The organism is Paraburkholderia fungorum, assembly GCF_003610895.1.
GTDB classification, from domain to species: Bacteria; Pseudomonadota; Gammaproteobacteria; order Burkholderiales; family Burkholderiaceae; genus Paraburkholderia; species Paraburkholderia fungorum_B.
The window spans coordinates 58,790-84,967 of the sequence record NZ_MCAS01000031.1; the positions used below are offsets into that span (position 1 = coordinate 58,790).

Sequence of the window (26,178 nt, forward strand, 5' to 3'; positions counted from 1 at the left end):
TTATTGCAACGCTTTCATAGGAAGCCGTCGTTTTGAATTTCGAACACCTTATCCAGATCAACGATCCGTTGAATCCGTTTGTCGACTCGATGACCCGCGAGCAATTGTGGGAAGGTCTCGTGCTGCGCGCCGAACAGCCGCAATTGTTCGTGATCGGACTCGACAGCTGCACCATTCTTTCGCGCGAAGGCGACACGCTCGAACGGGAACTGCACTACGGCCAGGCCACCGTGCGCGACCGTGTCACGTTGCAGGATCGCCAGAGCGTGCGCTACGACATCCTGCCGACGGCTGATTATGTCGGCGGCTCGCTGACAATGACGATCGAGCAGCCCGACGAACTGCAGTTGTTCCTGCGTTTCGAATACACGACCACCCTGCCCGTGTCCGACGATCAGGACGCCGTGCAGACGCAGGAAATCGTGAAATCGGCGTACCGCGAAAACGATATCGATACGGTGCGGCTGATCCGCCAGTATGTGCAGGCCAAGCAGGAACCCGGTTCGTTGCATTGATGTGGGTGCGGGCGCCCTGCCCGCGTCGTTGTGCTGCGCAAGGCCGCCACGTGAAAGGCGGCCCGCCCTCCTTTGTCGCTCTGTTCCCCTTGCCCTTCGACTATCGAAAGCTTAATCCGATGAATTTCTCTTTCTTGTAAATGGGAATAGTTATCATTTAGAATTAATCCATCGAATCGACCAACAGCAAAAACGAATGACCGATCTCAACCGCTCTTCCACCCTCAGCCTGCGCCGCCCGGCGGCCGCGCTGACCAGCCGTCCGAAAACATCGACGGCGACGGCTACCGCCGTGAAGCCAGCAGTGGATCGCGCCAGCGGTACGAGCGAAAAAGCGGATCGGGTCGTGCGCAGCGACGCACTGCTGCAGGGGCACAGTCACGTCAGCATCGTGCATAACGGCGAAACCTATCAGCTGCGAGCAACGCGCTTAGGCAAGCTGATTCTGACGAAGTAACAGGCATCAACGAATAGCAGTCAGTACCGGGTATTGTGGGGACCACCTCCTCGAGAGGTGTTGGGCATTAGCCAGCCACGACGGCTTGCACGTGAGAACTAGACCCCTTCGTGCAGACACCAAGCCAGCCGTCGCAGCCAGCCAGGCCGCTTTTTTGGTTCTCACTCAATGCGGATAGACGAAAAACATCGTGTATCGCAAACAGGAAAGGAAAAGCCGTGGGATGGCATCATCTCCACGGCTTTTTGTTTGGGCGGCGCCGATCAGGTTTGACAGCACCGCGAAGCGTTGGAACCCCGGTTGGAACCGCGGTTGGGACGCCGGTTGGAACCGCGTTATGACCTACTTCGAAGCCCAGCCCCAGAACATCAGCCACCACGCACTATCGACCACAGCCAGCGCCGCGGCGAACCACATCATCGCGAGGCCGCGTTGAACGAAGCGCTCGCTATAACGGCGCGTGACGAGCCAGGCGAGCCAGGCGCTCCACAGATTGGCAATCGCGAGAATCGCGATACGCATATCCGACGCCCACCACAACGACACATGTTCCGCCCGCAGCAACGACAGTGTGGTCGCCGACAAGCCGAGGAACACACCCGCGCCCGCGATCGGAATCAGGCCTTGCGTCAAATGATGCAGGCGCACGGCGTTGAAGCGTCCCAGCATGCGCGTCGCGCCCATCAGCAGCACCAGCAACGCTGTGCCGTACACCAGCGCCGTAGCGAGGATGTAGCCGATCACCATCGTGCCGTCGAGCCACGAAAATACATCGTTCTGCTCAGGGTAATGTGTGAACAGAAACCACGGCGCGTTGGTGTCCAGCGGCCAGGTAATATCGTGATCGACCAGCCACGTGGCGAAGAACATCTTCAGGTCGATGAACCAGCGCGAAGCGGTCCAGTGGAACGCGCCGATCGCAATGCCAAGCAGGCCGTACAGGATCAGCGCGGTGTCCCACGGATTCGCCTGTTTGTCGCCGAGCTGCACGACTTCCGACGACGGCGCGCGCCAGGTCAGTGCGATTGCGTCGCGATGTCCGCTGCAACGGCCGCACATATGGCAGTCCGACGCGCCCTTCATATTGCGCAGCGGCACCAGCGGCGCGCAATTGATCGGAATCACACGATGCCCGTGTTCGCCGTTCTTGTACGAATGGCGCCACGCGTCTTCATCGACCTTGTAGTGAAACGGTGCGAGACGCGCCAGAAGCGAAAAAACCCCGTTGACGGGGCACAGATACTTGCACCAGACGCGCTTCTCGCGCCCGTACAGCAAGCCGATGATCATCGCCGCAAAGGTCGAACCGCCGAGCACCAGCAGCACCGCTTTCGGATACTGGTAGACACTGACCATCTGACCGTAGATGGTAGTGATGCCGAACGCGACGAACGGCCAGCCGCCCCAGCGCATCCAGCGCGGAATCGCCCAGCCGCGCCCATATTTGCTGGCGAATTCCGCGAGCGCGCCCTCCGGGCACAACACGCCACACCAGACGCGGCCGAGCATCACCATCGACAGCAGCACAAACGGCCACCAGATGCCCCAGAACACGAACTGCGCGGCAAGCGTCAGATTGGTCCACAGATGCGCGGTGTCGTCCGGCAGCGGCATCACCGCCGGCACGAGAATCAGGAATGCGTACACGGCCACCACAACCCACTGAATGCCGCGGATCAAGCCGCCATGACGCTGCATCCACCGCCCGGCCGCCGCGAGGCGGCCCGGACGAGTCATGACGGCACTCATGCTGCGCGTCCGGCGGCCTGCTGCGCCGGCTTGCGATTCGCACGGCGCACCAGCAGATAGACGACCAGCCAGTACACGGCGTAGGCAATCAGATTCATCAGCGCCGGATGAGCACGATAACCGGTGAGCGTCGCAACCAGCGAACCGAAGGTGCTCGAGTCGTCGAGAATGGCCGACGAGTTCCACATCTGATCGATGATCGTCGGCAGAATTTCTTTGTCGATCAGCTTGTCGACACCGGTCTGAAACAGGCCTGCGCCGAGGAACAGCAGCATGATTTCGGTGACGCGAAAGAAGAGCCGCCACGAGAAAATCTTGCCGCCCAACTGCAGCACATAGAAGGTCAGAAGGGCGAGACCGAGGCCGATCGCCACTGCGAGCATCTGGCTGCCGTCTACGTGACCCGATTGGCCGAAGCCGAGGCCGTACAGGAAGATCACCGTTTCACTACCCTCACGCGCGATCGCCAATGCGACCAGCAACGCGACGCCCCACCAGTTCGAATCATGCTTGCTCTTTTGCAGCGACTGCTCCATGTCGCGCTTAAGCGAGCGGCCGTGCTGCTTCATCCACAGCACCATCTGCACAATCAGCACACACGCGACCAGCACCATGGCAGTCTGGAAATAATCCTGCGCGTCTCCGGAGAGCACTTCGGTGAAACCGACCAGCGCCGCGCCGAGTGCAACCGCCGCGATCAGACCGGCCGCGACGCCGCCCCACAGGTACGGCAAACCGCGGCGCGCATCGTCGTCGCCATTTTTCAACCATGCGTACAGGATGCCGACGACCAGCAAGGCCTCAACACTTTCCCGCCACACGATGAATAGAATCTGACCCATCCAAGCTCTCCCCTCTACCCTGCTACTGCGATGGCGAACGCGTCACCTGTTTGCCCAAAGCGGGCGTTCGCACCCAAGCCGCTATTTCGCGACGATCACGCCCTGCGCCTGCTGATGAAAATCGTCGAAGAACTTGTACTCGCCCGGCTCCAGAGGAGCGATCACGACGAACGAATCCCCGCCTGGCGCCAACACTTTTTCCTTACGCAATTGCACGCTTTCGAACTCGGCCGCGCCCTTGCCGGTGTTGCGTATCGCAATCTTGATACGCTGCCCCGCCGGCACTTCGATACGTGCCGGATTGAGCTTGCCGTCGTTCATCTCAAGCTTGAAGGTGGGCAGATCCGCGGCGTGCGCGGCCCCAACTGCCAAAGCTGTCATGGCAAGGATTGCGATCTTTCGGTTAATTCTCATTAGCCTTCCCGGAAAACGCGGCGCGGCGGGTTTCATCGTCCGCGCGCCGCCTGCTGCATGCACTCACTCATTCGCTCACTCTTTCGCTCACCCAGGCCCGGCCACGCAGCCATGCGTGACGAACCGCGATGATCCGCGCTCGCGGCGATCGACGATCAGTAACCGCCCTTCTTGCCAATGCCCGCGAAGGTGAAGTCGTATTCGAGCGTAATCGGCTTGAACCACGGGCCCACGCCGGTTTCCTTGTCGACGTGACGGCCGAAAGCCATGTGACCGGTTTGCATCGGCGCTTCGACGATCAGCTTCAGGTGATACTTGCCCGGGCCTTGCAGCTTGACGTTGTCGCCGTAGTGCGGGCCGTCGTTGGCGACCATCGCCATCATGTCGCCCTTCTGCGTCTGATTCGAACCGGCTTTCGTCAACTCATAACGCACTTGCAGATACGGCATCCAGTCGCCTTCAGCAAAACCCGTCGGGTTGTTCTTGACCGCGTGGATATCGGCCTCCAGATGGACATCCGAATCCGACGCCTTGCGCATCATGCCTTCGGGTTCCATCGTGATCGGCTGCAGATAGACCGCGCCGATTTCCATGCCGCCCTGAATCTGGTGCTTGCCGATCGGGTATTCCGCGGCCGTTGCGGAAAGCGCCGCTACTGCGGCCACCGCTGCTGCGCCACCGCGCACAAATGAAGAAATCCGCATTGAAACTCCTTGTTTTTATCTGACTGGAATCAAACCCATTGGAACAGTGCGCGGTGCTTGCCTTGCCTTGCCTTGACGCAGCCGCGCCAACGCGCCGCTGCCGGCAAACATGATGGACCGTAAGTTGCATTACGAACGTTAATGCGAACCATTCTCAATATTGAGCAAGTTTATCATTGATCGGCAGCGAGAACAAACGCGAACGCACGCAAAGCCTTATGGGATCAGGGCCTTAAGGCGGTCTTAAGGAAACGCGGGGGAAGCGCCGAGCGAGGGTGTCAGCGGGTTGCAAGGCGGGGGAAAGCCAAGGCGCGGCAGATCGCCGCGCCTTATCTGGCAGGAAGGCGTTATTCGACGCCGGGTACGTGGTCGCCCACGTTCGCACCGAACACGCGCTGGCGCAACAGCGCCAGCTGGTCGCGGGTTTGTGCGGCTTTTTCGAACTCGAGATTCTTGGCGTGCTCCATCATTTGCTTCTCGAGACGCTTGAGCTCCTTGGCGAGCTGCTTCTCGGACATGTCCTCGAATTTCGCGCGAGTCTGCTGTTCCTTCAGCTCGGCACGGGCGTCGTCAACGTTGTACACCCCGTCGATGATGTCGCGGATGCGCTTGACCACGCCGCGCGGCGTAATGCCGTGCGTCAGGTTGTAGGCAACCTGCTTGGCGCGCCGCCGCTCGGTTTCGTCGATGGCGCGGCGCATCGAGTCTGTCACCCTGTCCGCATAGAGAATCGCCTTGCCGTTCACGTTACGTGCCGCACGGCCGATGGTCTGGATCAGCGAGCGCTCGGCGCGCAGGAAGCCTTCCTTGTCCGCGTCGAGGATCGCGACCAGCGAAACTTCGGGAATGTCCAGCCCCTCGCGCAGCAGGTTGATCCCGACCAGCACGTCGAACGTGCCCAGTCGCAGATCGCGGATGATTTCCACCCGCTCCACCGTATCGATGTCGCTGTGCAGGTAGCGCACCTTGACGCCGTGGTCGGCCAGAAACTCCGTCAGCTGTTCGGCCATCCGCTTGGTCAGCACCGTGACCAGTACCCGGTCGCCCACCTTGACGCGCTCGTTGATCTCGCCGAGCACGTCGTCGACCTGGGTGCGAGCCGGACGCACCTCGATTTCCGGATCGACGAGACCGGTCGGGCGCACCAGTTGCTCTGCCACCTGCCCCGCCGTTTTCTGCTCGTAATCCGCCGGCGTGGCTGACACGAACACCACCTGACGCATCTTGCGCTCGAATTCATTGAACTTGAGCGGGCGATTGTCGAGCGCCGACGGCAAACGAAAACCGTAGTCGACCAGATTCTCCTTACGGGCCCGGTCGCCGTTGTACATGCCGTTCAGCTGGCCGATCAGCACATGCGACTCGTCGAGCAGCATCAGCGCGTCGGGCGGCAGATAGTCGACCAGCGTCGGCGGCGGCTCGCCGGGCGCGGCGCCCGAGAAGTGCCGCGAATAGTTCTCGATGCCCTTGCAGAAGCCCAATTCCTGCAGCATTTCCAGATCGAAGCGGGTGCGTTGCTCGAGCCGCTGCGCCTCGACGAGCTTGCCGCTGCTGTAGAAGAACTCGAGCCGGTCGCGCAATTCGGTCTTGATCGTTTCGACCGCGCGAATCACGGTGTCGCGCGGCGTCACATAGTGCGACGACGGGTATACGGTGAAGCGGGTGATCTTCTGCCGCACACGGCCAGTGAGCGGATCGAACAGTTGCAGCGTCTCCACTTCGTCGTCGAACAACTCGATACGCACCGCCATTTCGGCGTGCTCAGCCGGGAAAATATCGATCGTGTCGCCGCGCACGCGGAACGAACCGCGCTGGAAGTCGGCTTCGTTGCGGTTGTATTGCATGGCGATCAGCCGGGCGATGATGTCGCGCTGGCCGAGCTTGTCGCCGGTACGCAGCGTCAGAATCATCTTGTGATATTCCGACGGGTTGCCGATACCGTAAATCGCCGACACCGTGCCGACAATGATCACATCGCGCCGCTCCATCAGGCTCTTGGTGGCCGACAGCCGCATCTGCTCGATGTGCTCGTTGATCGACGAATCTTTCTCGATGAAGAGGTCGCGCTGCGGCACGTACGCTTCCGGCTGGTAGTAGTCGTAGTACGAGACGAAGTACTCGACCGCATTGCGCGGAAAGAACTCGCGAAACTCCGAATAGAGTTGCGCGGCGAGCGTCTTGTTCGGCGCGAACACGATCGCCGGCCGGCCGAGCCGCGCGATGGTGTTCGCCATCGTGAAGGTTTTGCCGGAGCCGGTCACGCCGAGCAAGGTCTGGAACGACAAACCGTCCTCAACGCCTTCGACGAGCGTGTCGATCGCCGTGGGCTGGTCGCCGGCGGGCGGATACGGCTGGTAAAGCTGGAACGGCGAGCCTTCGAACTTAACGAATTTGGATTCGTCGAGCGCCTCGTCGAGTTCAGTCAGATGGTGTTCGGACATGGGGAGCGGCACCGGGCCTTGGGCAAAGGACTATTCTAACGGGTTGCGGGAACCCGGGCCGAACGGGTCCGCGTAGGGATTGAGCGAGCTGGGCACAAAAGCCAAATGGCGCCCTTGTGCCTGTTTTTCAAGCAAAAAAATCAGTTCAACGGGCTTGGACGCCCGAAAAATGCCCGCAGATTCGCTACAATGGCAAGTTGCGCTCGCTCGCCGATGCCCGCCCACCGTCCGAATCGTCCGTCAGACGCCTTTGGCCGGGCCGCCCGCGCTCGAAGCCGCCCTCTTTTCACTACTGCTGCCCACCCATCATGTCTCTGTTCTCCGCCGTCGAACTTGCTCCCCGCGACCCGATTCTGGGCCTGAACGAAGCCTTCAACGCCGATGCGCGCGCCACCAAGGTCAACCTTGGCGTTGGCGTGTACTTCAATGAAGAAGGCAAGATTCCGCTGCTGCGCGCCGTGCGCGACGCGGAGAAGGCACGCGTCGAAGCCGCGCTGCCGCGCGGCTATCTGCCGATCGAGGGCATCGCCGCCTACGACGCCGCCGTGCAAACGCTGCTGCTCGGCAACGATTCGCCGCTGATCGCCGCGGGCCGCGTCGTGACGGCGCAGGCACTGGGTGGCACGGGCGCGCTGAAAATCGGCGCTGATTTCCTGAAGCGCCTGAACCCGTCGGCCAAGGTCGCGATCAGCGATCCGAGCTGGGAAAACCACCGCGCGCTGTTCGAAGGCGCCGGCTTCGAAGTCGTGAACTATCCGTACTACGACGCGCGCACGCAGGGCGTGAACTTCGAAGGCATGCTGAGCGCGCTGAACAGCTACGCAGCAGGCACGGTCGTCGTGTTGCATGCGTGCTGCCACAACCCGACCGGCGTCGACCTGACGGTCGACCAATGGAAGCAGATCGTCGAAGTGGTCAAGGCACGCAATCTGGTGCCGTTCCTCGACATCGCTTACCAGGGTTTCGGCGACAACATCGAGTCCGACGCTGCAGCGGTCCGTCTGTTCGCGGCATCGGAACTGAACGTGTTCGTGTCGTCGTCGTTCTCGAAGTCGTTCTCGCTCTACGGCGAACGTATCGGCGCGCTGTCGATCATCACCGCAAGCAAGGAAGAATCGGCTCGCGTGCTGTCGCAACTGAAGCGCGTGATCCGCACGAACTACTCGAACCCGCCCACGCACGGTGGTTCGGTGGTCGCAGCGGTGCTCGCGTCGCCCGAATTGCGCGCCACGTGGGAAACGGAACTCGCCGAAATGCGCGACCGCATCCGCGCAATGCGCAACGGCCTGGTCGAACGCCTGAAGGCAAGCGGCACGGATCGCGATTTCAGCTTCGTGAACGCACAACGCGGCATGTTCTCGTACTCGGGCCTGACGGCACCCCAGGTAGACCGTCTGCGCGAAGAGTTCGGCATCTACGCGGTAAGCACGGGCCGTATCTGCGTGGCTGCGCTGAATACGCGCAACCTCGACGTGGTCGCTAACGCGATTGCTCACGTGCTGAAGTAAGGCATATCAGGGCGCGGGCGCTTGTCGCGCGCGCTCTGTCCGGCTGAAGCTGCTTGAAGAAACGGCGCCCAATTCGGGCGCCGTTTTCATTGGCCGGCTGCTTGACGTACGACTGTCACCTGCCGATGCGGCTTGCTGCCGTTAATTTGCCGTGAATTGCTGATATGGCCTGCTGCTGCCATTCACGGCGACTTCAGCGCGCATCCCGATGGATATCGTGCGTCACAAAACCTGCGTCGTTATCAGGCATGTCGAGCCAATCGGGTTGGGCAAGCGAATGGCGGATATCTTCAAGGCCACTACTCCAATGTTCACGCATTGTAGAGAGGCCAAACTGGAAGTCTTTGAAGTGCCCTTCGTATTCCTTCTGCCGATAGATGAGGTGGATCACGTTGTAGCGCTTCGAACACGAGAGATCCTCCGCAAGCTTGCACCACGGATCGTTGCGCTGATCAGACGGCACGCGATCGAGCACCTCTCGCAGCACATGCCGGAAACGCTGCGAACGCTGCAGCATATCGGTCACGAGACGCGTGCGGCTCGAATACTGGATGTCCTTCATGCGCCCTTGAACATCGGTGATGTTGTCGGGCACCGGTCCGATCGCACTCCAAAGGTCGACCTGGAACGCAAGCGTATCGCGACGCGGCGTGGTCTGAATGACTTCATAGAGCGGCGTGTTCGACATCAAACCACCGTCCCAGTAGTACTGGCCGTCGATCTCGACCGCCGCAAAGCCCGGCGGCAACGCACCTGACGCCATGAAATGCTCGGGCCTCAGTTTCGTATGCCTGTTATCGAAGTAGGCGAAATTGCCTGTGCCGCAATTCACCGCGCCGACCGACACGCGCATCTCGCCGGAATTGATGCGATCGAAGTCGCACAGCGCCTCCAGCGTGGCCTTGAGCGGTGTGGTGTCGTAATAGCTCGCCAGTTGCGGCGGCCCGGAGACGGTGGGCAGCGGCGGCGGGAAACGCGGCACGAAGAAGCCCTTTTGCCCTTCCACAATCGCGCCCATCGCCTGAGTTGCCGTGAAGGCCTTACGCACGGCTTCACTGGAATTGAACAAGGCGTGCTCGATAAAGGCCGGCAACGGCGGCCCGAACGCCGGTTGACAGATCGTTTCCCAGAACTGCAGCAGCCGCTCGACACGCTTCTCCGGCGGATTGCCGGCAATGATGGCCGTATTCAGCGCACCGATCGAAATACCGGCGAGCCAGTTCGGCTCGATGCCGGCTTCGTAAAGTCCCTGAAAGACGCCGGCCTGATAGGCGCCCAACGCGCCACCGCCTTGCAGCATCAACGCGACGGTTTCGTAGTTGGGTAACTGGGCATGCCGGCCGGGATGCGCGGAGGGCGCCGGACCGGCGCCCTCGCCTTCCCCGCCGCCGGGCGCACCGGCGCGCGCCCGTTTGAGATTGCGTTGCGCCATGGGCGCCTCCTTATTGCATATACCAGCCGTGGCTCACAATAAAGGACTGGCCGGTCAGCGCCGCAGTCGGGAAGGTGGACAGGAATAGCACTGTCTGCGCGACGTCTTCCACCGTGGTGAAGATGCCGTCGACCGTGCCGCCCAGCATCACGCGCTTGATCACGTCTTCTTCGCTGATACCGAGCTCTTTGGCCTGCTCCGGAATCTGCTTGTCGACCAGCGGCGTACGCACGAAACCCGGGCACACCACATGCGAGCGCACGTTATGTTTCGCGCCCTCTTTGGCCAGCACGCGTGAGAGCCCCAGCAGTGCATGTTTGGCCGTCACGTAAGCGGACTTCAGCGGCGAGGCCTCGTGCGAATGGACCGAACCCATGTAGATCACAATGCCGCCGCGATCGTCTTTGTACATATGTTTGAGCGCGGCCTTGGTGGTAAGGAAGGCGCCGTCCACATGGATTGCCTGCATCTTCTTCCAGTCGGAAAACGAATAGTTTTCGATTGGATTAACGATCTGGATGCCCGCGTTGGAAATCAGAATGTCGATCGAGCCGAACTCGGCTGCGACTTTGTCGATACCCTGGTTGACGGCGTCTTCGTTCGTGACGTCCATTGCCACGCCGATTGCCTTGCCACCAGCCTGTTTGATTTCCTCAGCGACGGCGTTCGCGCCCTCCTGGTTCAGGTCGGCGATCGCGATCGCCGCGCCCGCTGCGGAAAGCGTAAGCGCAATCTGCTTGCCGATACCGCTCGCAGCGCCGGTAACCACCGCGACCTTGCCATTCAGATTCGTGTTCAGTGACGACATCCAGAACCTCCATGCAGTTGATGAGCAATGAGACCACGGGCCGCAGGCGGCGTGAAGTCAGCCAAACGGCATAGGCCGTTTGGCCGAATGCTGCACTGCGGCCAACGTTGCTATTGTGCATGAAGCGTGTGAACTACATCCGTAAACCGCGCATCGAGCCTTATCTCTTTAAACTAGACGTTTCAGCGGGATTCCGGCGGCATCACTACCAAGGAGGAATGCATGAATTATCGACGTCTGGGCCGTTCCGGCCTGCAAGTTAGCGAACTGTCCATCGGCTCATGGGTCACCTACGGCAATCAGGTGGATCACCACGCGGCGCGCGAGTCGCTCGCGGCCGCACGCGATGCGGGAGTCAACTTCTTCGACAACGCGGAGGTTTATGCCGCCGGCCAGTCCGAAGAAATCATGGGCCAGGCGCTCAAGGAACTGGCGTGGCCGCGCGTGAGCTACGTGGTATCCACGAAATTTTTCTGGGGACTCAACGAAGCGCCGAATCAGTACCACACGCTGAACCGCAAATATCTGCTGAACGCGATCGATACCTCGCTCAAACGCCTGCAGCTCGATTATGTCGATCTGGTGTTCTGTCATCGTCCTGATCCGAACACGCCGGTCGAAGAAACCGTCTGGGCCATGAGCGACATGATCACGCGTGGCAAGGCACTGTACTGGGGCACGTCAGAATGGAGCGCCGACGAAATCCGCGCGGCTTACGAGATCGCTGAGCGGCATCATCTGCACAAACCGGTCATGGAGCAGCCACAGTACAACCTGTTCCACCGCAAGCGGGTCGAGCAGGAATACAAGCGGCTGTACGAGGATATCGGCCTCGGGCTGACCACCTGGAGCCCGCTCGCATCCGGCCTGCTCACCGGCAAGTACCGCGCTGGCGTGCCTGCCGACAGCCGCGCGCAGCTGCAAGGCTACGACTGGCTGCGCAAGCAGGTCACCGATGCCGGCAAAAACAACGTGGTCGGCAAGCTGGGCGAAGTGGCTGACGAACTGGACTGCACGGTCGGCCAGCTGGCGATTGGGTGGATTCTGAAGAATCCGAATGTGAGCACGGTCATCACCGGCGCGTCACGCGTCGAACAGATCGGCGAAAACATGAAATCCGCCGAGGTGGCCGAGCGGATCACCCCGGAGATCAAGCAGCGGATCGAGGAAATCATCGGCGACGCCTACGACTAACCGGTCGCGCGCCGAGCCTCGGGGCATGGCCTGCGCGCCATCCGGGCCCTGTTCCGTACAACGCATTACGGGACGCAACGCGCGGTCGCGTACAATACGCGACCGCGCTGCACTTCGGTTGTGCTGCCGCATTGCATTCGCATCGCCGAATCCGCCCTGGACCGGCACGCCCTCTTTCAGCGTCTCCTCATCATGCTCAGCTACCGCCACGCCTTTCATGCAGGCAATCACGCCGACGTTCTGAAACACGCCGTCGTGTTACAGCTACTGCGCTACCTCGGCCAGAAGGACAAAGCCTACTGGTATATCGACACGCACGCGGGCGCCGGCGTCTATTCGCTGAAGGAAGGCTACGCGACCAAAACCGGCGAGTTCCAGACCGGCATCGCCAAACTATGGGGGCGTAACGACCTGCCGTCGGTCTTCGCGGATTACGTCGACGAAGTGAGCGCGCTGAATCCGGACGGCCAGTTGCGCTTCTACCCGGGTTCGCCGTATATCGCGTGGCGGCAGATGCGCGAGCAGGACCGCATGCGCCTGTTCGAGTTGCACACTACGGAAATCGACGTGCTGCGCCATAACTTCCGCGACGCGGGCCGCCGCGCGATGCTTTATGCGGGCGACGGCTTCGACGGCATCCTCGCATTGCTACCGCCGGCACCGCGCCGCGCGCTGGTGCTGCTCGATCCGTCGTACGAAGACAAGCGCGACTACACGCGCACGCTGCGCTGCGTCGAAGAGAGCCTGAAGCGCTTCCCGACCGGCACCTATGCAGTCTGGTATCCGCAGGTAAGACGCCTTGAGTCACAGCGCTTCCCCGATCAGTTGAAGAAGCTGCAAGAGCGCAACTGGTTGCATGTGAGCCTGACCGTCAGCAATCCGCCGACCGACGGCTTCGGGTTATTCGGCAGTGGGATGTTCATCCTGAATCCGCCGTATACGCTGGCAAAAACGCTGAAAGACCAGATGCCCTGGCTGGTTCAGGCGCTCGGCGAGGACAAGGCCGCACAGTTCAAGGTGGAGTATCGAGGCGATTGAGCCTATTGTCCGCGAGGCACGGGACGAGGTTGCGGGTACGGCGTTCCACCGCCAACAGGCACCGGGACGTAGGGCGCGACAACGAATGGGATCGATGAATTCGGCGCCAGCTCGGTAGGCGTGGCGATGGGCTGCGCCCCTACAATCGGCTGCCGCGAGAGCGGCGCGGTTTGCAGCACCGTACCGCTTTGGCCGTCGCTAATGCCGTTCTGCGAATCGAGTATCACGGGTTTGCGGACGTTATTACTCGTTGCGGCGAAGCTCGCCGTTACTGCGAAAACCGTTGTCAGCGCGGCTGCAGCAGCCATGACCAGGGCGGATTTGAGCAAGCGGACAGGAGACATAGGCGGACCGGTTGAGTTTGAAAATGCCGGATAGCGCGGTAAACCGCTTTACCTTACCGCGACGACGCCCGTCAGGCTAGCTGTTATTGGCCACAAATCGCCTTGAAGCGCCACTTGCCGTGAAATTTCGCGGTCCAGATGTGACAAAGCCCCGTCTATACGGGGCTCAACACTTTACCGCTTCACTACGCTGGCCGCGCACAAGCGCTGCCGGGTCAAACTTGATGCAGTTGAAACTTACAGCGAGTAGCCGTTGGTTTCGAGCGAGCGGATGCGTTGTTCGAGCTGAACGATATCCGACGACGACGCCAGATAGGCTTCACGACGGCTACGTTCTGCGGTTTCAAACCAGGTGCTCAGCTTTTCAAGTACGTATGCAAACATGATGTTCTCCAAGGATCAGATTGAATCCCCGGTGAGTTCTGCATCAGGGATTTCCCGTAAAAGGGTTAACCCGGATTATAGCCCTATGGTGCAACCTTGCTAGTGAAATGCCCGCATGACGTGCATTCCGTTTTGGAATGGTGCACGCGCGTGGTGCACTTAAGTCTTTGATTTATCTAAATTCAAGATGCTTGTCTCGAGGCGAGTGATGTTACCCCAAATAATTTTGCACTATTTTAGTGCTTTTTGACGCTCCGCCGCGATAAATCCCACAACGGGTTGCACCTGGCCTCTTCAAATCGGATGGCAGCCCTTCCCTGACACCAGATCAGTGTCGGCCAGCCGCTCGATAATCGGGCAATCCGGGCGCTCGTCGCCATGGCAATGGTCCGCCAGATGCGCCAACGTGTCGCGCATGTCAGTCAGTTCTGCAATACGGCGATCGAGTTCCGCGACGTGCTCCAGCGCAATCGTCTTTACTTCTGCGCTGGCGCGCGACCGGTCGTGCCACAGCGCCAGCAAGCGGCGGATGTCTTCGACCAGAAAACCAAGACGGCGCGCCTGCCGGATGAAACGCAGCGAATGGACCTCTTGCGGTCCGTATACACGGTAGCCGGCGCTTGTGCGCGCCTTCGCCGCCAGCAAATCTACGCTTTCGTAGTAGCGAATCATCTTCGCCGTGACGCCCGACGCGCGGGCCGCTTCACCGATATTCATGACTGTTTCCCCAGTGTGTGCGTCGATCGTACACCTTCCCACGGTGGGAAGGTCAGGCACTCAGTTGCGTATCGGCAGGCATAATTCAACCATCGCAACATTCATTTTTTCGAGGCAATCCCGATGACGATCGAATTCCAGGTGGAAGGCATGAGCTGCCAGCATTGCGTGGCGGCAGTTACGAATGCAATCCGTGAACACGATGAAACCGCTCAGGTCCGGGTCGATCTGGCATCCGGCCGCGTGGCGGTCGACTCGGCGCAACCGGCTGGCACGCTACAGGCTGCAATCGACGAGGCCGGTTACACGGTAACCGGCGTGACCACCGGCCCGGCCCGCTAAGCGGGCGACCGTCATGTTCAAGGTTGCCGTCATTGGTGCTTCCGGGCTGCTCGGCCGGGCTCTCGTCGACGAACTGGCACAGCAGGCAAGCTGGCAAGTCGTCGCTACGGCGTTCAGCCGGCCAGGTCCGAACACCGTTGCCCTGGATATTCGCGATGCGCGAGCGGTCGAGCAATTTGTCGAGCGCGAGGCGCCGGACGCGCTCGTCATTGCCGCTGCGGAACGTCGGCCGGATGTGTGCGAGCACGATCCGGCGCTCGCCCGCGCGTTGAACGTGGATGCGGTGCGCACCATTGCTGCGGCGGCAAAACGCCGCAGTGCATGGACGCTCTCGATCTCGACCGATTACGTGTTCGACGGCGCCCACCCGCCCTATCAGCACGATTCCGCGCCCGCGCCGCTCAATGCCTATGGGCGCAGCAAACTCGAGGGCGAACGCGCGCTGGCCGAATCCACCGATCTCGGCTGCGTGCTGCGTTTGCCGCTGCTGTATGGACCGATCGTCGATTGGGCGGAATCGGCGGTGACGAGTCTCGTGCCGGCGATCGCCGCGTCGGCTTCGCGTGGAGGCAAGGCCGCTGTCATGGATGCATGGGCGATTCGTTACCCGACGTTTACACCCGACGTCGCGTTCGTGATCCGGCAGATGCTCGAATGGCACGCACGTGGCGAGGCAATCCGCGGCATCGTGCAATGGTCGGGGGACGAGCCGATGAACAAGTATGAAATCGCCGTGCGGCTCGCCGCTGCACTGCAACTCGATGCGCAAATAACGCCACAGTACACGCCCACGGACGCGACGCCGCGTCCGCATAACTGTCATTTGTCGTCGGGACGGCTCGAGGCACTCGGCATTGGCCGCCGCACGCCGTTCAACGCGGCGATCCGGCAAGTGCTGGCGGAATTTCCATGGCGGGGCGAGACGACAACGTAGCGCCCGGCAACGAGAGCGACCGCGGCAGGTGCGGGCCCCTCGCTGCTACGCCCCGGCACTCTGCCTGCCAGCCGCCGGGACCTGGAAGCTTGGCCACGGCAGGTCCGTATCAATGAAAATCGCGACTTGCCGTGGCCAGTTCGCCGAGCCAGTCGCTGTGGTCTTCGAGCCGATGCGCGACGAGGTGGATCACCTCGCCCTTCTGCTTGCGTTTCACGTTCCCTGCATTATTGGCGTCCGCCACGTGGCCGGCACTGTCACCTCCGGTAGAAACGCCGTCATCACGCTGCAAGACGCCATACACCGCCAGCAACGATGAACCCAGCAACACTTTGCGCTGCTTTTCCACCAGCGCTGGCCAGACGATCACGTTGATCGAACCGGTTTCGTCTTCAATGGAAACGAACACGGTACCGTTTGCCGTGCCGGGCCGTTGCCGCACGGTGACAATGCCGCAGGCACGCGCCAGCGTGCCGTGCCGGCACACCGCGAGTTCTGCCGCCGTACGAAAACGCTGCCTGGCAAGACGTTCGCGCAATAGGGCGAGTGGATGACGATTGAGCGTGAGACCGATGCTCGCGTAATCGTCGACGATCTCGCGACTTTCGGTTGCCTGCGGCAAGGCCAACGGCGCTTCGGCGATCGGCGCATCGCGCAGCAGCCTGGGCACCGCGTGCTGCGCGGTCACCGCCCACCACGCTTCGCGCCGATGGCCCGCGATGCTGACCAGCGCATTCGCCGCCGCCAGCGCTTCGAGATCACGCCGCGTCAATGCCGCACGACGCGTCAAATCGTCGACGTCGGTAAACGGTGCCTCACGACGGGCCGCCATGACGCGTTCGGCAGCCACCTGTGAAAAACCTTTGATCAGATGCATGCCGATGCGTACCGCCGGACCGCGCGCACCATAGGTCTTCGACGATTGAAATACGCGTGCGGTCAGCTGTTTTGCGGCGCGCCGGATCGTCCGGGCCACGGTAAAGCGCCGCAACGACAGATCACGGAATTGCTGTGCGGACAATGCGCCCTGCTGACGACGCAAACAGGTCTCGCCCGATGAAATCCGCTGCCCTTCATGGCCGCGTCGTTCGAAGGTCGATTCCCAGTCGCTCAAGGTCACGTCGGGAGGCAATACCGGGACACCGTGACGCCGGGCATCCTGCACGAGTTGCGATGGCGAATAAAACCCCAACGGCTGACTGTTCAGTAACCCGGCCAGAAAAGCGGCCGGCTCATAACGCTTCAACCACGCGCTGAGGTAGACCAGCAAGGCAAAGCTCGCGGCATGGCTTTCAGGAAAACCATATTCGCCGAAGCCTTCGATCTGTTTGCAGATGCGTGCAATGAACTCTGGTTCATAGTCTCGCTTGAGCATGCGCTCGGTCAGATCCTGTTGATACTTCGCCAGATTGCCGGTGCGCCGCCACGCGGCCATCGCGCGCCGCAATTGATCGGCCTGCTCCCCGGTATATTTCGCGGCAACCATCGCGAGGTGCATCACCTGTTCCTGGAAAATCGGCACGCCGAGCGTGCGCTCCAGCACGGGCCGCAACTCCTCCTTCGCGTAGTCCACCGCCTCCAGATTCTGCTTGCGGCGCAGATACGGATGCACCATGCCGCCCTGGATCGGTCCGGGCCGCACGATCGCGACTTCGATTACAAGATCGTAGTACTTGTTCGGTTTCAGCCGCGGCAACATGCTTTGCTGCGCACGCGATTCGATCTGGAATACGCCGATCGTGTCGGCATGACCGCACATTTCGTAGACGGCCCGATCCTCGCGCGGAATATCCTGCATCCTGAATTTCGGCAAACCGCGTCGCAATGCGACGAATTCCAGAGCGCGCCGGATTGCCGACAACATGCCTAGCGCCAGCACGTCGACTTTTAGCAGCTTGAGCGCATCGATATCGTCCTTGTCCCACTCGATCACGCTACGGTCTTTCATCGTTGCGTTCTCGATCGGCACGAGCCGTGACAGCTTGTCTTTCGCTATCACAAAGCCACCGACGTGTTGCGACAGATGACGCGGAAAACTGCGCAACTCTTTGGTGAGGCGAATCAGATGCTGCGTGATGTGCGAATTGGCAGCGAAGCCCGCTTCGGCAAGATATTTGGCGACCGCATCCGCGCCGTCCCACCACTGCTGCGACTTACTGATCCGCTCGATCAGCGACGCTTCGAGCCCCAATGCCTTGCCGACGTCCTTCAACGCACTGCGTGCGTGATAGGTAATCAGCGTTGCAGTGAGCGCAGCACGATGACGGCCATACTTCCCATAGATATATTGAATCACTTCTTCTCGACGCTGATGCTCGAAATCGATGTCGATATCAGGCGGTTCGTTACGCGCGCGTGAGATGAACCGTTCGATCAGCATGTTCATGCTCGCCGGATCGATTTCCGTTACATGCAGGCAGTAGCATACGATCGAGTTTGCCGCCGAACCTCGCCCCTGGCACAGTATGTTTCTGGAGCGCGCGAAGCTCACGATATCGTGTACCGTCAGGAAATACTTTTCGTATTTCAGGTCGGCGATCAGTTTCAGTTCTGTCTCGATCTGACCGATTCGTTTGAGATCCATCCCTTTCGGCCAGCGCTCCATCGCGCCGGCCATGACCAGTTTGCGCAGATAGCTTGATGGCGATTCACCGGCGGGCACCAGCTCTTCCGGATACTCGTACTCGAGTTCGCTGAGCGAGAAGCGGCACAGGGCCGCGATACGCAGCGTTTCTTCGAGCGTGTCGCGGGGATACAGTTTGCCGAGCCGCACGCGAGTGCGCATATGCCGTTCGGCATTGGCCTCGAGCGCGTGGCCACACGCCGATAGCGGCGTGACGAGGCCAATCGCGGTCAGGGTGTCCTGCAACGGCTTGCGTGATCGCACGTGCATCAGGACGCCCCCTGCTGCGACCAAAGGCAAACCACTCGCTTTTGAAATCATTCGCAATGCGTCGATCTGAAGATCGTCGCTGCCTGTTTGCCAGAGTTCGAGTGCGATCCATGAGCGTTGCGGCGCGAACGAAGCCAGCCAGTGTGCGCAGCGCAATGTGTGCGAGAGCGTCGCCGTGCGCTGCGGCACGAGGATCAGGACGCAATCGGGCAAGGTCTTGAGATGCCCAAGATGCGGTAGCGAGTCGGTGAAGTCGGATGGACTGAGGCGATAGCTGCCTTTGTCCGCACGCGAACGGGCAAGAGTGATCAGCTCGGAAAGATTGCCGTAGCCATTGCGGTTGGTTGCGAGCGCAACCAGTGTGCAGAACGGTTCGCCTGCATCGTCGGTCAGATTGAGTTCGCTGCCGATGATGAGCTGAGGGATTGGTTTTAGCGTCTCTTGGTTTGTGGCTTCTGGCTCTGTGGTTTCTGGCTGCGTGGTTTCTGGCTCTGTGGTTTCTGGCTGCGTGGTTTCTTGTTGTGAGCACGCTGGCTTCTCGGCCACCGGCTCCGTTGCTTCTTCTAAAGACGTTCCTGCCTGCGCGGCTTTCGCCTTGTCATCGCGCTCCTTCCGTTGGCGCTCCCGCTCCTGTTCGATCTCTTTCACCGCCGTGTGCGCGCGCACGACGCCCGCCAGAGAGCATTCATCGGTGATTGCGAGCGCGCTATAGCCGCACGACATCGCCCGCTCGACCAACTCATGCGGATGCGAAGCGCCACGCAGAAACGAAAAATTAGTCAGACAGTGCAGTTCTGCGTAGGGCGGCAATTGAGCCGCAAGCGCCGGCTCCAATAAACCCGAGACTTGGGAATCTGCCATGATGCTCAGCCGAACAAACCCTGCAAATACCACTCGCCAGAACGTTCCCGGTACACCCAGAACATATGGCCACGATCGTCTGCCGCAACGTAGTAATCCCGCTCGACGAGGTTACCGTCCCACCACCCTGCTTCAATCCGTTCGGTACGCGTGAGCATTTTCAGTGGCCGACGATAGATCGGCCGCTGGTCTCGCATCATCAGGCGCAGCGGTTTGTCCAGCATCCAGACGGGACGAGGCTGCGATGGCAATGCACTGTCGGGCAGATCGAGTGAGGCTTGAGCATCGGCTGGCTGTGCTGCGAATAGGTGGCTGTTTTTAGCATCGCCTGCTTTTTCGGGCTGTCGGGATATGTGCTCTGTGCATCCTGCCTGTTCTGCTTGTCTCGCCGTGGCATCGTCCGCAGGCACGCTCTCCATCTCCAATGCAGCGTTCTGCAACTCATCGCTCAGCCAGGTTTTATCCGCTTTGATTTTTGTCCTGGTCTTCGCAGACGAACGCTTCTTGCGCGAAAACGCTTGCGCCTGGTAGGCCTCGACGCGCATTGCCCGCTCAGGCCTAGGATCGTCCTGCACCGACATCTGCAGCACATTCTCCGGCCCCAAACGTGCGCTCAAGCGTTCGAGCAGACGTGCAATCGAATCGCCGTCCGATTCGGGCATGGGAAACAAGGTGTCCGACCGCCCTGCACACTCGCTGATCTGATCCGCGACCAGCTTTAACTCGATCACGGGCGCAGCCAGAACCGTCTGATTTAACTTCTCACGCAACAACCAGATCAGATGCTCGGCGTCGCGCGACGGTAGGGCCCACGCGACCTTCAGATTCGACGTCTTCGGCGCATGACGGGATGCCAATTCATGTTCTAGCAACAACGTATAGGCACTGAGCGCGGCATGATGCGCACTCAACCATCCGGCCAGTTGCACAATCAGCCGACGCGCGGCGAACAGTAATGCATCGGCGTTATCGACTCGCGACGGCAACTCCAACTGCGCATGAAACGATGCCGGCGCACGAAACGATTCGCGCGGATCCGGACGCGTACCATATGCTTGTGCCATCAGATCCAGAATGCCGCTGCCGAAACGCCGCACGACACCCGACCTTGGCAACTGACGCAAATCGGCCAGCGTCGAGCAACCGACATGCGTAAGCGCCTCGCGATGCGCCAGCGCAACCGGCAGCAACGACACGGATAGGCGGTCGAGAACCCGCGCAAGCGACGTTTCCTTTATCACATGCCAACGACGCCCCTGCCGATCGGCGTGCGCCTGCGCCAACAGCCACGCACCCCATGCTGTCGGTGCGCACGCGATGCGTGCCGTATAGCCGAATTCAGCCACCGTCGCGGATACCTGTGACAACAACGCGCGCAAGCCGCCAAACAGCCGCAGACCGGAACCGACTTCCAGCAACAAGGTATGCGCATGTGCGAGCGATACCTTCGGTGTATACGTCAGCAAAGCGAGCGCCATCGCTTCGAACGCCTGGGTTTCGCGAGTCACGTCTGCGGCAAGCATCTTAAGACCAGGAGCCAAAGCCAATGCGTACGAGCGCGAATGGCCTACCTGCACTCCGGCACGCAATGCATCGAAATCCGGCATCAGGACGTGCGCGTGATCAGCCAGCGCATAGCAGCGCACCCCAGTGACGCCTTCGACGCCTGGAGGTTGGCTTGCCTCGTCGCCGGACTCACGCCGATTCGGCTTCGCGAGCGAACCATCCCGGAGCAACTCGAGAGGTTTCACCGCTTCCAGCGACAAGAGTGGCAATGTGACTGCGATCCACAACATGTTTGATCTCTTGTCCTTGCCTGCTGCCGGCTCCGTTTTCCGGCAACACGACGCTTTGTAACGGCAAAATAAGGCGCAGAGGCTCCGCTAACGGCGGCCCGCGGCGCTTGAAGATGTCGATCGAGATACCAATCTCCTGCAACCATTGGCGACGATTAATCGTCTGCGCATTGGCCGGCAAGAGCGGCTCGCAGATCATTCGCAAAGGTGCCGGCGAAGATTGCGTGGCTGCCTCGACAGGCCGGATCAAAAATGCCAGCGAGGCCGACTCCTGAGCCGCCACCTGCAGACGTCGAACCTTATCGGCGCGCGCATTCGACAGCCATACCAGCACTGCCCCCATGCCATCCTGTTTCAATGCCTGAGCAGCGGCCCACAAGGCCTGGTCTTCACTCGAACGCACCCATAAGACACGCTCAACATCGATACCCCAAGCCCTCAGAGTCGAAGCACTGGGCTGGTAAGGGGGCGCCACGAACATGACGTGCCGTTCGGTTTGTGCCGTGAGATGCTGAAGCGCACGAGCCAGCAGACGCAGTTCACCGACGCCCCCGTGTTCAATCAATAATTCCGTCAGACCGCCAGCCGACCAACCCTGCCCGGGCAGTAGTTGATCCAGCGCGGCATAGCCGCTGGAAATCACCCGCGAGTCCGCCTCGGCAAGCTCATTGCCCTGCCACACCTGTCGTCGTAATTGCGACGACAGCGCGGTTGCTGCCAGATGAATCGCTGCTGCCATAGACACGCTCGTTCCGTAGGGAATACTCCACCCGGCCCGGCATCGGGCAAGCATGGGGTGACGAGTTTTCACTGTATATTTATACAGTATTTTGAGGGGGATGTTAAGAAAACAAGGCGAGGCGAGGATGCGCGTGCCGGAGGAAATGAAGGCGGTGATGAAGGCGGTTTTGCTGCTGGTTTTCACCTGCGGGAGCAGTTGCACTTGGCACGGTGGCCAAGCTGATAAAACTTAGCATGCCCGGGAAAGATGGGAGCGGAGAGTCGTGCATGCATGCCGCGGATGTCGTGCAAGAGTCAGAACCGGTGCGCTTACGTGGCACCTCGATCCCCTGATGGACGATCAGGAACTTGATTCGCGGCAGTCGACCGGCGCGGTGTACTGGGAAGGTGCGGTACGGGTGAGTCGCGATGGCGCGGACGTCGGGAATGCCTACCTGGAGCTGACGGGTTACGCGAACGCGCTGCGGATCGGGAAGGAGTGAGCGGTGTTCCTGACGGAGATTCCGTGGCCCGTAAACGCAGAAACCCCACCGTTGTGGGGTGGGGTTTCTGGTGCTGCTGGGGAGCCTGACGATTACCTACTTTCACACGGGAATCCGCACTATCATCGGCGTGGAGTCGTTTCACGGTCCTGTTCGGGATGGGAAGGGGTGGGACCGACTCGCTATGGTCATCAGGCATGACTTGTTGTCGTGCTGTCTTTGGGGACAGCACAACCAATCTGGAAGAAGTAGTTTCTGGTGATGCTCACCAGAGGGAGATTCGGGGGTTGTGTTGTTTCTGGCACAACACTGATCTCAACCTGTGTGTTCTGCGACCCCATCTGGGGTTCACACGTATCCCCTGCGGGGATCGGACCAGAGTAAGCGCTAAAGCGCTAACTCTGGTCGAGACACACCTGTTATAGGATCAAGCCTTACGGGCAATTAGTATCAGTTAGCTTAACGCATTACTGCGCTTCCACACCTGACCTATCAACGTCCTGGTCTTGAACGACCCTTCAAGGGGCTCGAAGCCCCGGGGATATCTCATCTTAAGGCGAGTTTCCCGCTTAGATGCTTTCAGCGGTTATCTCTTCCGAACATAGCTACCCGGCGATGCCACTGGCGTGACAACCGGTACACCAGAGGTTCGTCCACTCCGGTCCTCTCGTACTAGGAGCAGCCCCCTTCAAATATCCAGCGCCCACGGCAGATAGGGACCAAACTGTCTCACGACGTTTTAAACCCAGCTCACGTACCTCTTTAAATGGCGAACAGCCATACCCTTGGGACCGGCTACAGCCCCAGGATGAGATGAGCCGACATCGAGGTGCCAAACACCGCCGTCGATATGAACTCTTGGGCGGTATCAGCCTGTTATCCCCAGAGTACCTTTTATCCGTTGAGCGATGGCCCTTCCATACAGAACCACCGGATCACTATGACCTGCTTTCGCACCTGCTCGACTTGTCGGTCTCGCAGTTAAGCACGCTTATGCCATTGCACTATCAGCACGATTTCCGACCGTACCTAGCGTACCTTCGTACTCCTCCGTTACACTTTGGGAGGAGACCGCCCCAGTCAAACTGCCTACCATGCACTGTCCCCGATCCGGATTACGGACCAAGGTTAGAACCTCAAACAAACCAGGGTGGTATTTCAAGGACGGCTCCACGCAGACTGGCGTCCACGCTTCATAGCCTCCCACCTATCCTACACAGATCGGTTCAAAGTCCAATGCAAAGCTACAGTAAAGGTTCATGGGGTCTTTCCGTCTAGCCGCGGGGAGATTGCATCATCACAAACACTTCAACTTCGCTGAGTCTCGGGAGGAGACAGTGTGGCCATCGTTACGCCATTCGTGCAGGTCGGAACTTACCCGACAAGGAATTTCGCTACCTTAGGACCGTTATAGTTACGGCCGCCGTTTACCGGGACTTCAATCAAGAGCTTGCACCCCATCATTTAATCTTCCGGCACCGGGCAGGCGTCACACCCTATACGTCCACTTTCGTGTTTGCAGAGTGCTGTGTTTTTATTAAACAGTCGCAGCCACCAGTTTATTGCAACCCCTTCACCCTTCTGGCGCAGGCCAGTCAAGCTACAGGGGCGTACCTTATCCCGAAGTTACGGTACCAATTTGCCGAGTTCCTTCTCCCGAGTTCTCTCAAGCGCCTTAGAATACTCATCTCGCCCACCTGTGTCGGTTTGCGGTACGGTCTTGTTAAACTGAAGCTTAGAGGCTTTTCTTGGAACCACTTCCAGTTGCTTCTTCACCTAGGTGAATGGCCTCACACCCTTGAATTCCGCGCCCGGATTTGCCTAAGCGCCTTCTCCAATGCAAGGACCGGGACTTCCAACACCCGGACAACCTTCCGCGATCCGTCCCCCCATCGCATTTAACAATGGTGCAGGAATATTAACCTGCTTCCCATCAGCTACGCATTTCTGCCTCGCCTTAGGGGCCGACTCACCCTACGCCGATGAACGTTGCGTAGGAAACCTTGGGCTTACGGCGAGGGGGCCTTTCACCCCCTTTATCGCTACTCATGTCAGCATTCGCACTTCCGATACCTCCAGCGCACTTTTCAATGCACCTTCGCAGGCTTACGGAACGCTCTCCTACCATGCACATAAATGTGCATCCGCAGCTTCGGTATATTGCTTAGCCCCGTTACATCTTCCGCGCAGGACGACTCGATCAGTGAGCTATTACGCTTTCTTTAAAGGATGGCTGCTTCTAAGCCAACCTCCTGACTGTTTTAGCCTTCCCACTTCGTTTCCCACTTAGCAATATTTGGGGACCTTAGCTGGCGGTCTGGGTTGTTTCCCTCTTGACACCGGACGTTAGCACCCGATGTCTGTCTCCCGTGATTGCACTCTTCGGTATTCGGAGTTTGCTATGGCGTAGTAATCCGCAATGGACCCCACAACCATGACAGTGCTCTACCCCCGAAGGTGATACACGAGGCACTACCTAAATAGTTTTCGGAGAGAACCAGCTATTTCCAGGTTTGTTTAGCCTTTCACCCCTATCCACAGCTCATCCCCTAACTTTTCAACGTTAGTGGGTTCGGACCTCCAGTACGTGTTACCGCACCTTCATCCTGGCCATGGATAGATCACCTGGTTTCGGGTCTACACCCAGCGACTGAATCGCCCTGTTCGGACTCGCTTTCGCTACGCCTGCCCTAATCGGTTAAGCTTGCCACTGAATGTAAGTCGCTGACCCATTATACAAAAGGTACGCCGTCACCCCTTGCGAGGCTCCGACTGTTTGTATGCATGCGGTTTCAGGATCTATTTCACTCCCCTCCCGGGGTTCTTTTCGCCTTTCCCTCACGGTACTGGTTCACTATCGGTCGATCACGAGTATTTAGCCTTGGAGGATGGTCCCCCCATCTTCAGACAGGATTTCACGTGTCCCGCCCTACTTGTCGTACACCTAGTTCTTCCTCGCTGTTTTCGTCTACAGGGCTATCACCTGCTATGGCGGCACTTTCCAGAGCCTTCGACTAACAATGAAGATAAAGAGTACAGGCTGGTCCCATTTCGCTCGCCACTACTCTGGGAATCTCGGTTGATTTCTTTTCCTGCGGTTACTTAGATGTTTCAGTTCACCGCGTTCGCTTCACGTAGCCTATGTATTCAGCTACGGATGACCCATACGGGCCGGGTTTCCCCATTCGGATATCGGAGGATCAAAGCTCGTTTGCCAGCTCCCCTCCGCTTTTCGCAGGCTACCGCGTCCTTCATCGCCTGTGATCGCCAAGGCATCCACCACATGCACTTGTTCGCTTGACCCTATAACGGGTGTGTCTCCTGTGTCATTCACTCGGAATGCCACGCTCGCCACAATCGCTACAGGTTGAGTATTCGTGTTGCGCCGTATTCCAAAGCAATCTTTCGATCACCTTTTCATACATTGATACAATCACAACCCTGATTCACCTACTCGCACACCCATCTCTAAGTATGCTTTCGTGAATCTCTTTACTACTTCTTCCTGATTGTTAAAGAACGACAGCCGATATCGCGGTTGCTATAACCACGTATCACTCTGACTGGCTCAATCGCCAATGC

General features: G+C 59.6%; 20 protein-coding genes, 2 rRNA genes and 1 pseudogene. 8 read left to right on the top strand and 15 right to left on the bottom strand.

The window, feature by feature from the left end:
• Positions 1 to 32 precede the first annotated feature (32 nt).
• Both BCY88_RS25820 and hemP read left to right on the top strand, forming a co-directional pair.
• Positions 33 to 515, top strand: a complete 483-nt coding sequence (locus BCY88_RS25820; protein WP_054042133.1) for an SRPBCC family protein — start codon at positions 33 to 35, stop codon at positions 513 to 515.
• Between the two features lie 196 nt (positions 516 to 711).
• Positions 712 to 972: a hemin uptake protein HemP gene (hemP, locus tag BCY88_RS25825; protein WP_120347000.1), complete on the top strand. Its 261-nt coding sequence runs from the start codon at positions 712 to 714 to the stop codon at positions 970 to 972.
• A gap of 342 nt (positions 973 to 1,314) precedes the next feature.
• On the opposite strand, the gene BCY88_RS25835 is transcribed toward hemP, so the two are convergent.
• The 5 genes from BCY88_RS25835 to uvrB all read right to left on the bottom strand — a co-directional run bounded on the left by BCY88_RS25835 (position 1,315) and on the right by uvrB (position 7,122).
• Positions 1,315 to 2,721, bottom strand: coding sequence for a 4Fe-4S binding protein (locus BCY88_RS25835; RefSeq protein ID WP_120347001.1), 1,407 nt, complete (start codon positions 2,719 to 2,721; stop codon positions 1,315 to 1,317).
• On the bottom strand, positions 2,718 to 3,563 hold the full coding sequence (locus tag BCY88_RS25840; RefSeq protein ID WP_120347002.1) for an FTR1 family iron permease: 846 nt from the start codon (positions 3,561 to 3,563) through the stop codon (positions 2,718 to 2,720). The genes BCY88_RS25835 and BCY88_RS25840 overlap by 4 nt, the downstream gene beginning before the upstream one ends.
• Positions 3,564 to 3,644: 81 nt before the next feature.
• Positions 3,645 to 3,977, bottom strand: coding sequence for a cupredoxin domain-containing protein (locus tag BCY88_RS25845; RefSeq protein ID WP_120347003.1), 333 nt, complete (start codon positions 3,975 to 3,977; stop codon positions 3,645 to 3,647).
• Positions 3,978 to 4,132: 155 nt separating this feature from the next.
• On the bottom strand, positions 4,133 to 4,681 hold the full coding sequence (locus BCY88_RS25850; RefSeq protein WP_120347004.1) for an iron transporter: 549 nt from the start codon (positions 4,679 to 4,681) through the stop codon (positions 4,133 to 4,135).
• 347 nt (positions 4,682 to 5,028) lie between these two features.
• A complete protein-coding gene (gene uvrB, locus BCY88_RS25855; RefSeq protein WP_120347005.1) occupies positions 5,029 to 7,122 on the bottom strand; it encodes an excinuclease ABC subunit UvrB in 2,094 nt (697 codons plus the stop codon).
• Between the two features lie 308 nt (positions 7,123 to 7,430).
• Here uvrB and BCY88_RS25860 point away from each other — a divergent pair, with 308 nt between their 5' ends.
• Complete coding sequence (locus BCY88_RS25860; RefSeq protein WP_120347006.1) at positions 7,431 to 8,630, top strand: amino acid aminotransferase; 1,200 nt, start codon at positions 7,431 to 7,433, stop codon at positions 8,628 to 8,630.
• A 193-nt stretch (positions 8,631 to 8,823) separates the two neighbouring features.
• Here BCY88_RS25860 and BCY88_RS25865 read toward each other — a convergent pair whose 3' ends face one another.
• Together BCY88_RS25865 and BCY88_RS25870 are read right to left on the bottom strand one after the other, a co-directional pair.
• On the bottom strand, positions 8,824 to 10,062 hold the full coding sequence (locus tag BCY88_RS25865; protein WP_120347007.1) for a DUF3734 domain-containing protein: 1,239 nt from the start codon (positions 10,060 to 10,062) through the stop codon (positions 8,824 to 8,826).
• A 10-nt stretch (positions 10,063 to 10,072) separates the two neighbouring features.
• A complete protein-coding gene (locus BCY88_RS25870) occupies positions 10,073 to 10,870 on the bottom strand; it encodes a 3-hydroxybutyrate dehydrogenase (RefSeq protein WP_120347008.1) in 798 nt (265 codons plus the stop codon).
• 222 nt (positions 10,871 to 11,092) lie between these two features.
• Here BCY88_RS25870 and BCY88_RS25875 point away from each other — a divergent pair, with 222 nt between their 5' ends.
• Positions 11,093 to 12,064: a potassium channel beta subunit family protein gene (locus tag BCY88_RS25875; RefSeq protein ID WP_120347009.1), complete on the top strand. Its 972-nt coding sequence runs from the start codon at positions 11,093 to 11,095 to the stop codon at positions 12,062 to 12,064.
• 192 nt (positions 12,065 to 12,256) lie between these two features.
• Positions 12,257 to 13,102, top strand: a complete 846-nt coding sequence (locus BCY88_RS25880; protein WP_028200351.1) for a 23S rRNA (adenine(2030)-N(6))-methyltransferase RlmJ — start codon at positions 12,257 to 12,259, stop codon at positions 13,100 to 13,102.
• 2 nt (positions 13,103 to 13,104) lie between these two features.
• On the opposite strand, the gene BCY88_RS25885 is transcribed toward BCY88_RS25880, so the two are convergent.
• From BCY88_RS25885 to cueR, 3 genes are all read right to left on the bottom strand, one after another.
• The gene (locus BCY88_RS25885) at positions 13,105 to 13,446 is read right to left on the bottom strand and encodes a hypothetical protein (protein ID WP_120347010.1); all 342 of its coding nucleotides are present in this window, start codon (positions 13,444 to 13,446) and stop codon (positions 13,105 to 13,107) included.
• Positions 13,447 to 13,683: 237 nt separating this feature from the next.
• Positions 13,684 to 13,830 carry a DUF3563 family protein gene (locus BCY88_RS25890; RefSeq protein ID WP_074284875.1) on the bottom strand — a complete coding sequence of 49 codons (147 nt, stop codon included), beginning with the start codon at positions 13,828 to 13,830 and terminating at the stop codon, positions 13,684 to 13,686.
• A 294-nt stretch (positions 13,831 to 14,124) separates the two neighbouring features.
• Positions 14,125 to 14,547 (bottom strand): Cu(I)-responsive transcriptional regulator, encoded by a 423-nt coding sequence (cueR, locus tag BCY88_RS25895; protein WP_120347011.1) that lies wholly within the window; start codon positions 14,545 to 14,547, stop codon positions 14,125 to 14,127.
• 123 nt (positions 14,548 to 14,670) lie between these two features.
• Here cueR and BCY88_RS25900 point away from each other — a divergent pair, with 123 nt between their 5' ends.
• Positions 14,671 to 14,889, top strand: coding sequence for a heavy-metal-associated domain-containing protein (locus BCY88_RS25900; protein ID WP_120347012.1), 219 nt, complete (start codon positions 14,671 to 14,673; stop codon positions 14,887 to 14,889).
• Between the two features lie 13 nt (positions 14,890 to 14,902).
• On the top strand, positions 14,903 to 15,823 hold the full coding sequence (locus BCY88_RS25905) for a dTDP-4-dehydrorhamnose reductase family protein (RefSeq protein WP_120347013.1): 921 nt from the start codon (positions 14,903 to 14,905) through the stop codon (positions 15,821 to 15,823).
• Positions 15,824 to 15,932: 109 nt separating this feature from the next.
• Here the strand turns inward: BCY88_RS25905 and BCY88_RS25910 are convergent, their stop codons facing one another.
• The 3 genes from BCY88_RS25910 to imuA are packed head-to-tail and all read right to left on the bottom strand — an operon-like array spanning position 15,933 to position 22,112.
• A complete protein-coding gene (locus BCY88_RS25910) occupies positions 15,933 to 19,577 on the bottom strand; it encodes an error-prone DNA polymerase (RefSeq protein WP_120347014.1) in 3,645 nt (1,214 codons plus the stop codon).
• A 5-nt stretch (positions 19,578 to 19,582) separates the two neighbouring features.
• A complete protein-coding gene (locus BCY88_RS25915; protein WP_120347015.1) occupies positions 19,583 to 21,373 on the bottom strand; it encodes a Y-family DNA polymerase in 1,791 nt (596 codons plus the stop codon).
• A complete protein-coding gene (imuA, locus tag BCY88_RS25920; protein WP_120347016.1) occupies positions 21,273 to 22,112 on the bottom strand; it encodes a translesion DNA synthesis-associated protein ImuA in 840 nt (279 codons plus the stop codon). The genes BCY88_RS25915 and imuA overlap by 101 nt, the downstream gene beginning before the upstream one ends.
• A 295-nt stretch (positions 22,113 to 22,407) precedes the next feature.
• Between imuA and BCY88_RS25925 the strand changes: the two are divergent.
• Positions 22,408 to 22,596 (top strand): annotated as a pseudogene (locus BCY88_RS25925) (lipocalin family protein); the annotation flags it as partial.
• A gap of 83 nt (positions 22,597 to 22,679) precedes the next feature.
• Here the strand turns inward: BCY88_RS25925 and rrf are convergent.
• Positions 22,680 to 22,792: ribosomal RNA gene (rrf, locus tag BCY88_RS25930) — 5S ribosomal RNA — on the bottom strand.
• Between the two features lie 227 nt (positions 22,793 to 23,019).
• Positions 23,020 to 25,899 (bottom strand): 23S ribosomal RNA (locus BCY88_RS25935).
• Between the last annotated feature and the right edge of the window lie 279 nt (positions 25,900 to 26,178).

Bases quoted from the DNA above. Each gene is read 5' to 3' on its own strand.
- hemP (WP_120347000.1), top strand. From the start codon at position 712: ATGACCGATCTCAACCGCTCTTCCACCCTCAGCCTGCGCCGCCCGGCG.
- BCY88_RS25835 (WP_120347001.1), bottom strand. From the start codon at position 2,721: ATGAGTGCCGTCATGACTCGTCCGGGCCGCCTCGCGGCGGCCGGGCGG.
- BCY88_RS25840 (WP_120347002.1), bottom strand. From the start codon at position 3,563: ATGGGTCAGATTCTATTCATCGTGTGGCGGGAAAGTGTTGAGGCCTTG.
- BCY88_RS25845 (WP_120347003.1), bottom strand. From the start codon at position 3,977: ATGAGAATTAACCGAAAGATCGCAATCCTTGCCATGACAGCTTTGGCA.
- BCY88_RS25850 (WP_120347004.1), bottom strand. From the start codon at position 4,681: ATGCGGATTTCTTCATTTGTGCGCGGTGGCGCAGCAGCGGTGGCCGCA.
- uvrB (WP_120347005.1), bottom strand. From the start codon at position 7,122: ATGTCCGAACACCATCTGACTGAACTCGACGAGGCGCTCGACGAATCC.
- BCY88_RS25860 (WP_120347006.1), top strand. From the start codon at position 7,431: ATGTCTCTGTTCTCCGCCGTCGAACTTGCTCCCCGCGACCCGATTCTG.
- BCY88_RS25865 (WP_120347007.1), bottom strand. From the start codon at position 10,062: ATGGCGCAACGCAATCTCAAACGGGCGCGCGCCGGTGCGCCCGGCGGC.
- BCY88_RS25870 (WP_120347008.1), bottom strand. From the start codon at position 10,870: ATGTCGTCACTGAACACGAATCTGAATGGCAAGGTCGCGGTGGTTACC.
- BCY88_RS25875 (WP_120347009.1), top strand. From the start codon at position 11,093: ATGAATTATCGACGTCTGGGCCGTTCCGGCCTGCAAGTTAGCGAACTG.
- BCY88_RS25880 (WP_028200351.1), top strand. From the start codon at position 12,257: ATGCTCAGCTACCGCCACGCCTTTCATGCAGGCAATCACGCCGACGTT.
- BCY88_RS25885 (WP_120347010.1), bottom strand. From the start codon at position 13,446: ATGTCTCCTGTCCGCTTGCTCAAATCCGCCCTGGTCATGGCTGCTGCA.
- BCY88_RS25890 (WP_074284875.1), bottom strand. From the start codon at position 13,830: ATGTTTGCATACGTACTTGAAAAGCTGAGCACCTGGTTTGAAACCGCA.
- cueR (WP_120347011.1), bottom strand. From the start codon at position 14,547: ATGAATATCGGTGAAGCGGCCCGCGCGTCGGGCGTCACGGCGAAGATG.
- BCY88_RS25900 (WP_120347012.1), top strand. From the start codon at position 14,671: ATGACGATCGAATTCCAGGTGGAAGGCATGAGCTGCCAGCATTGCGTG.
- BCY88_RS25905 (WP_120347013.1), top strand. From the start codon at position 14,903: ATGTTCAAGGTTGCCGTCATTGGTGCTTCCGGGCTGCTCGGCCGGGCT.
- BCY88_RS25910 (WP_120347014.1), bottom strand. From the start codon at position 19,577: ATGGCAGATTCCCAAGTCTCGGGTTTATTGGAGCCGGCGCTTGCGGCT.
- BCY88_RS25915 (WP_120347015.1), bottom strand. From the start codon at position 21,373: ATGTTGTGGATCGCAGTCACATTGCCACTCTTGTCGCTGGAAGCGGTG.
- imuA (WP_120347016.1), bottom strand. From the start codon at position 22,112: ATGGCAGCAGCGATTCATCTGGCAGCAACCGCGCTGTCGTCGCAATTA.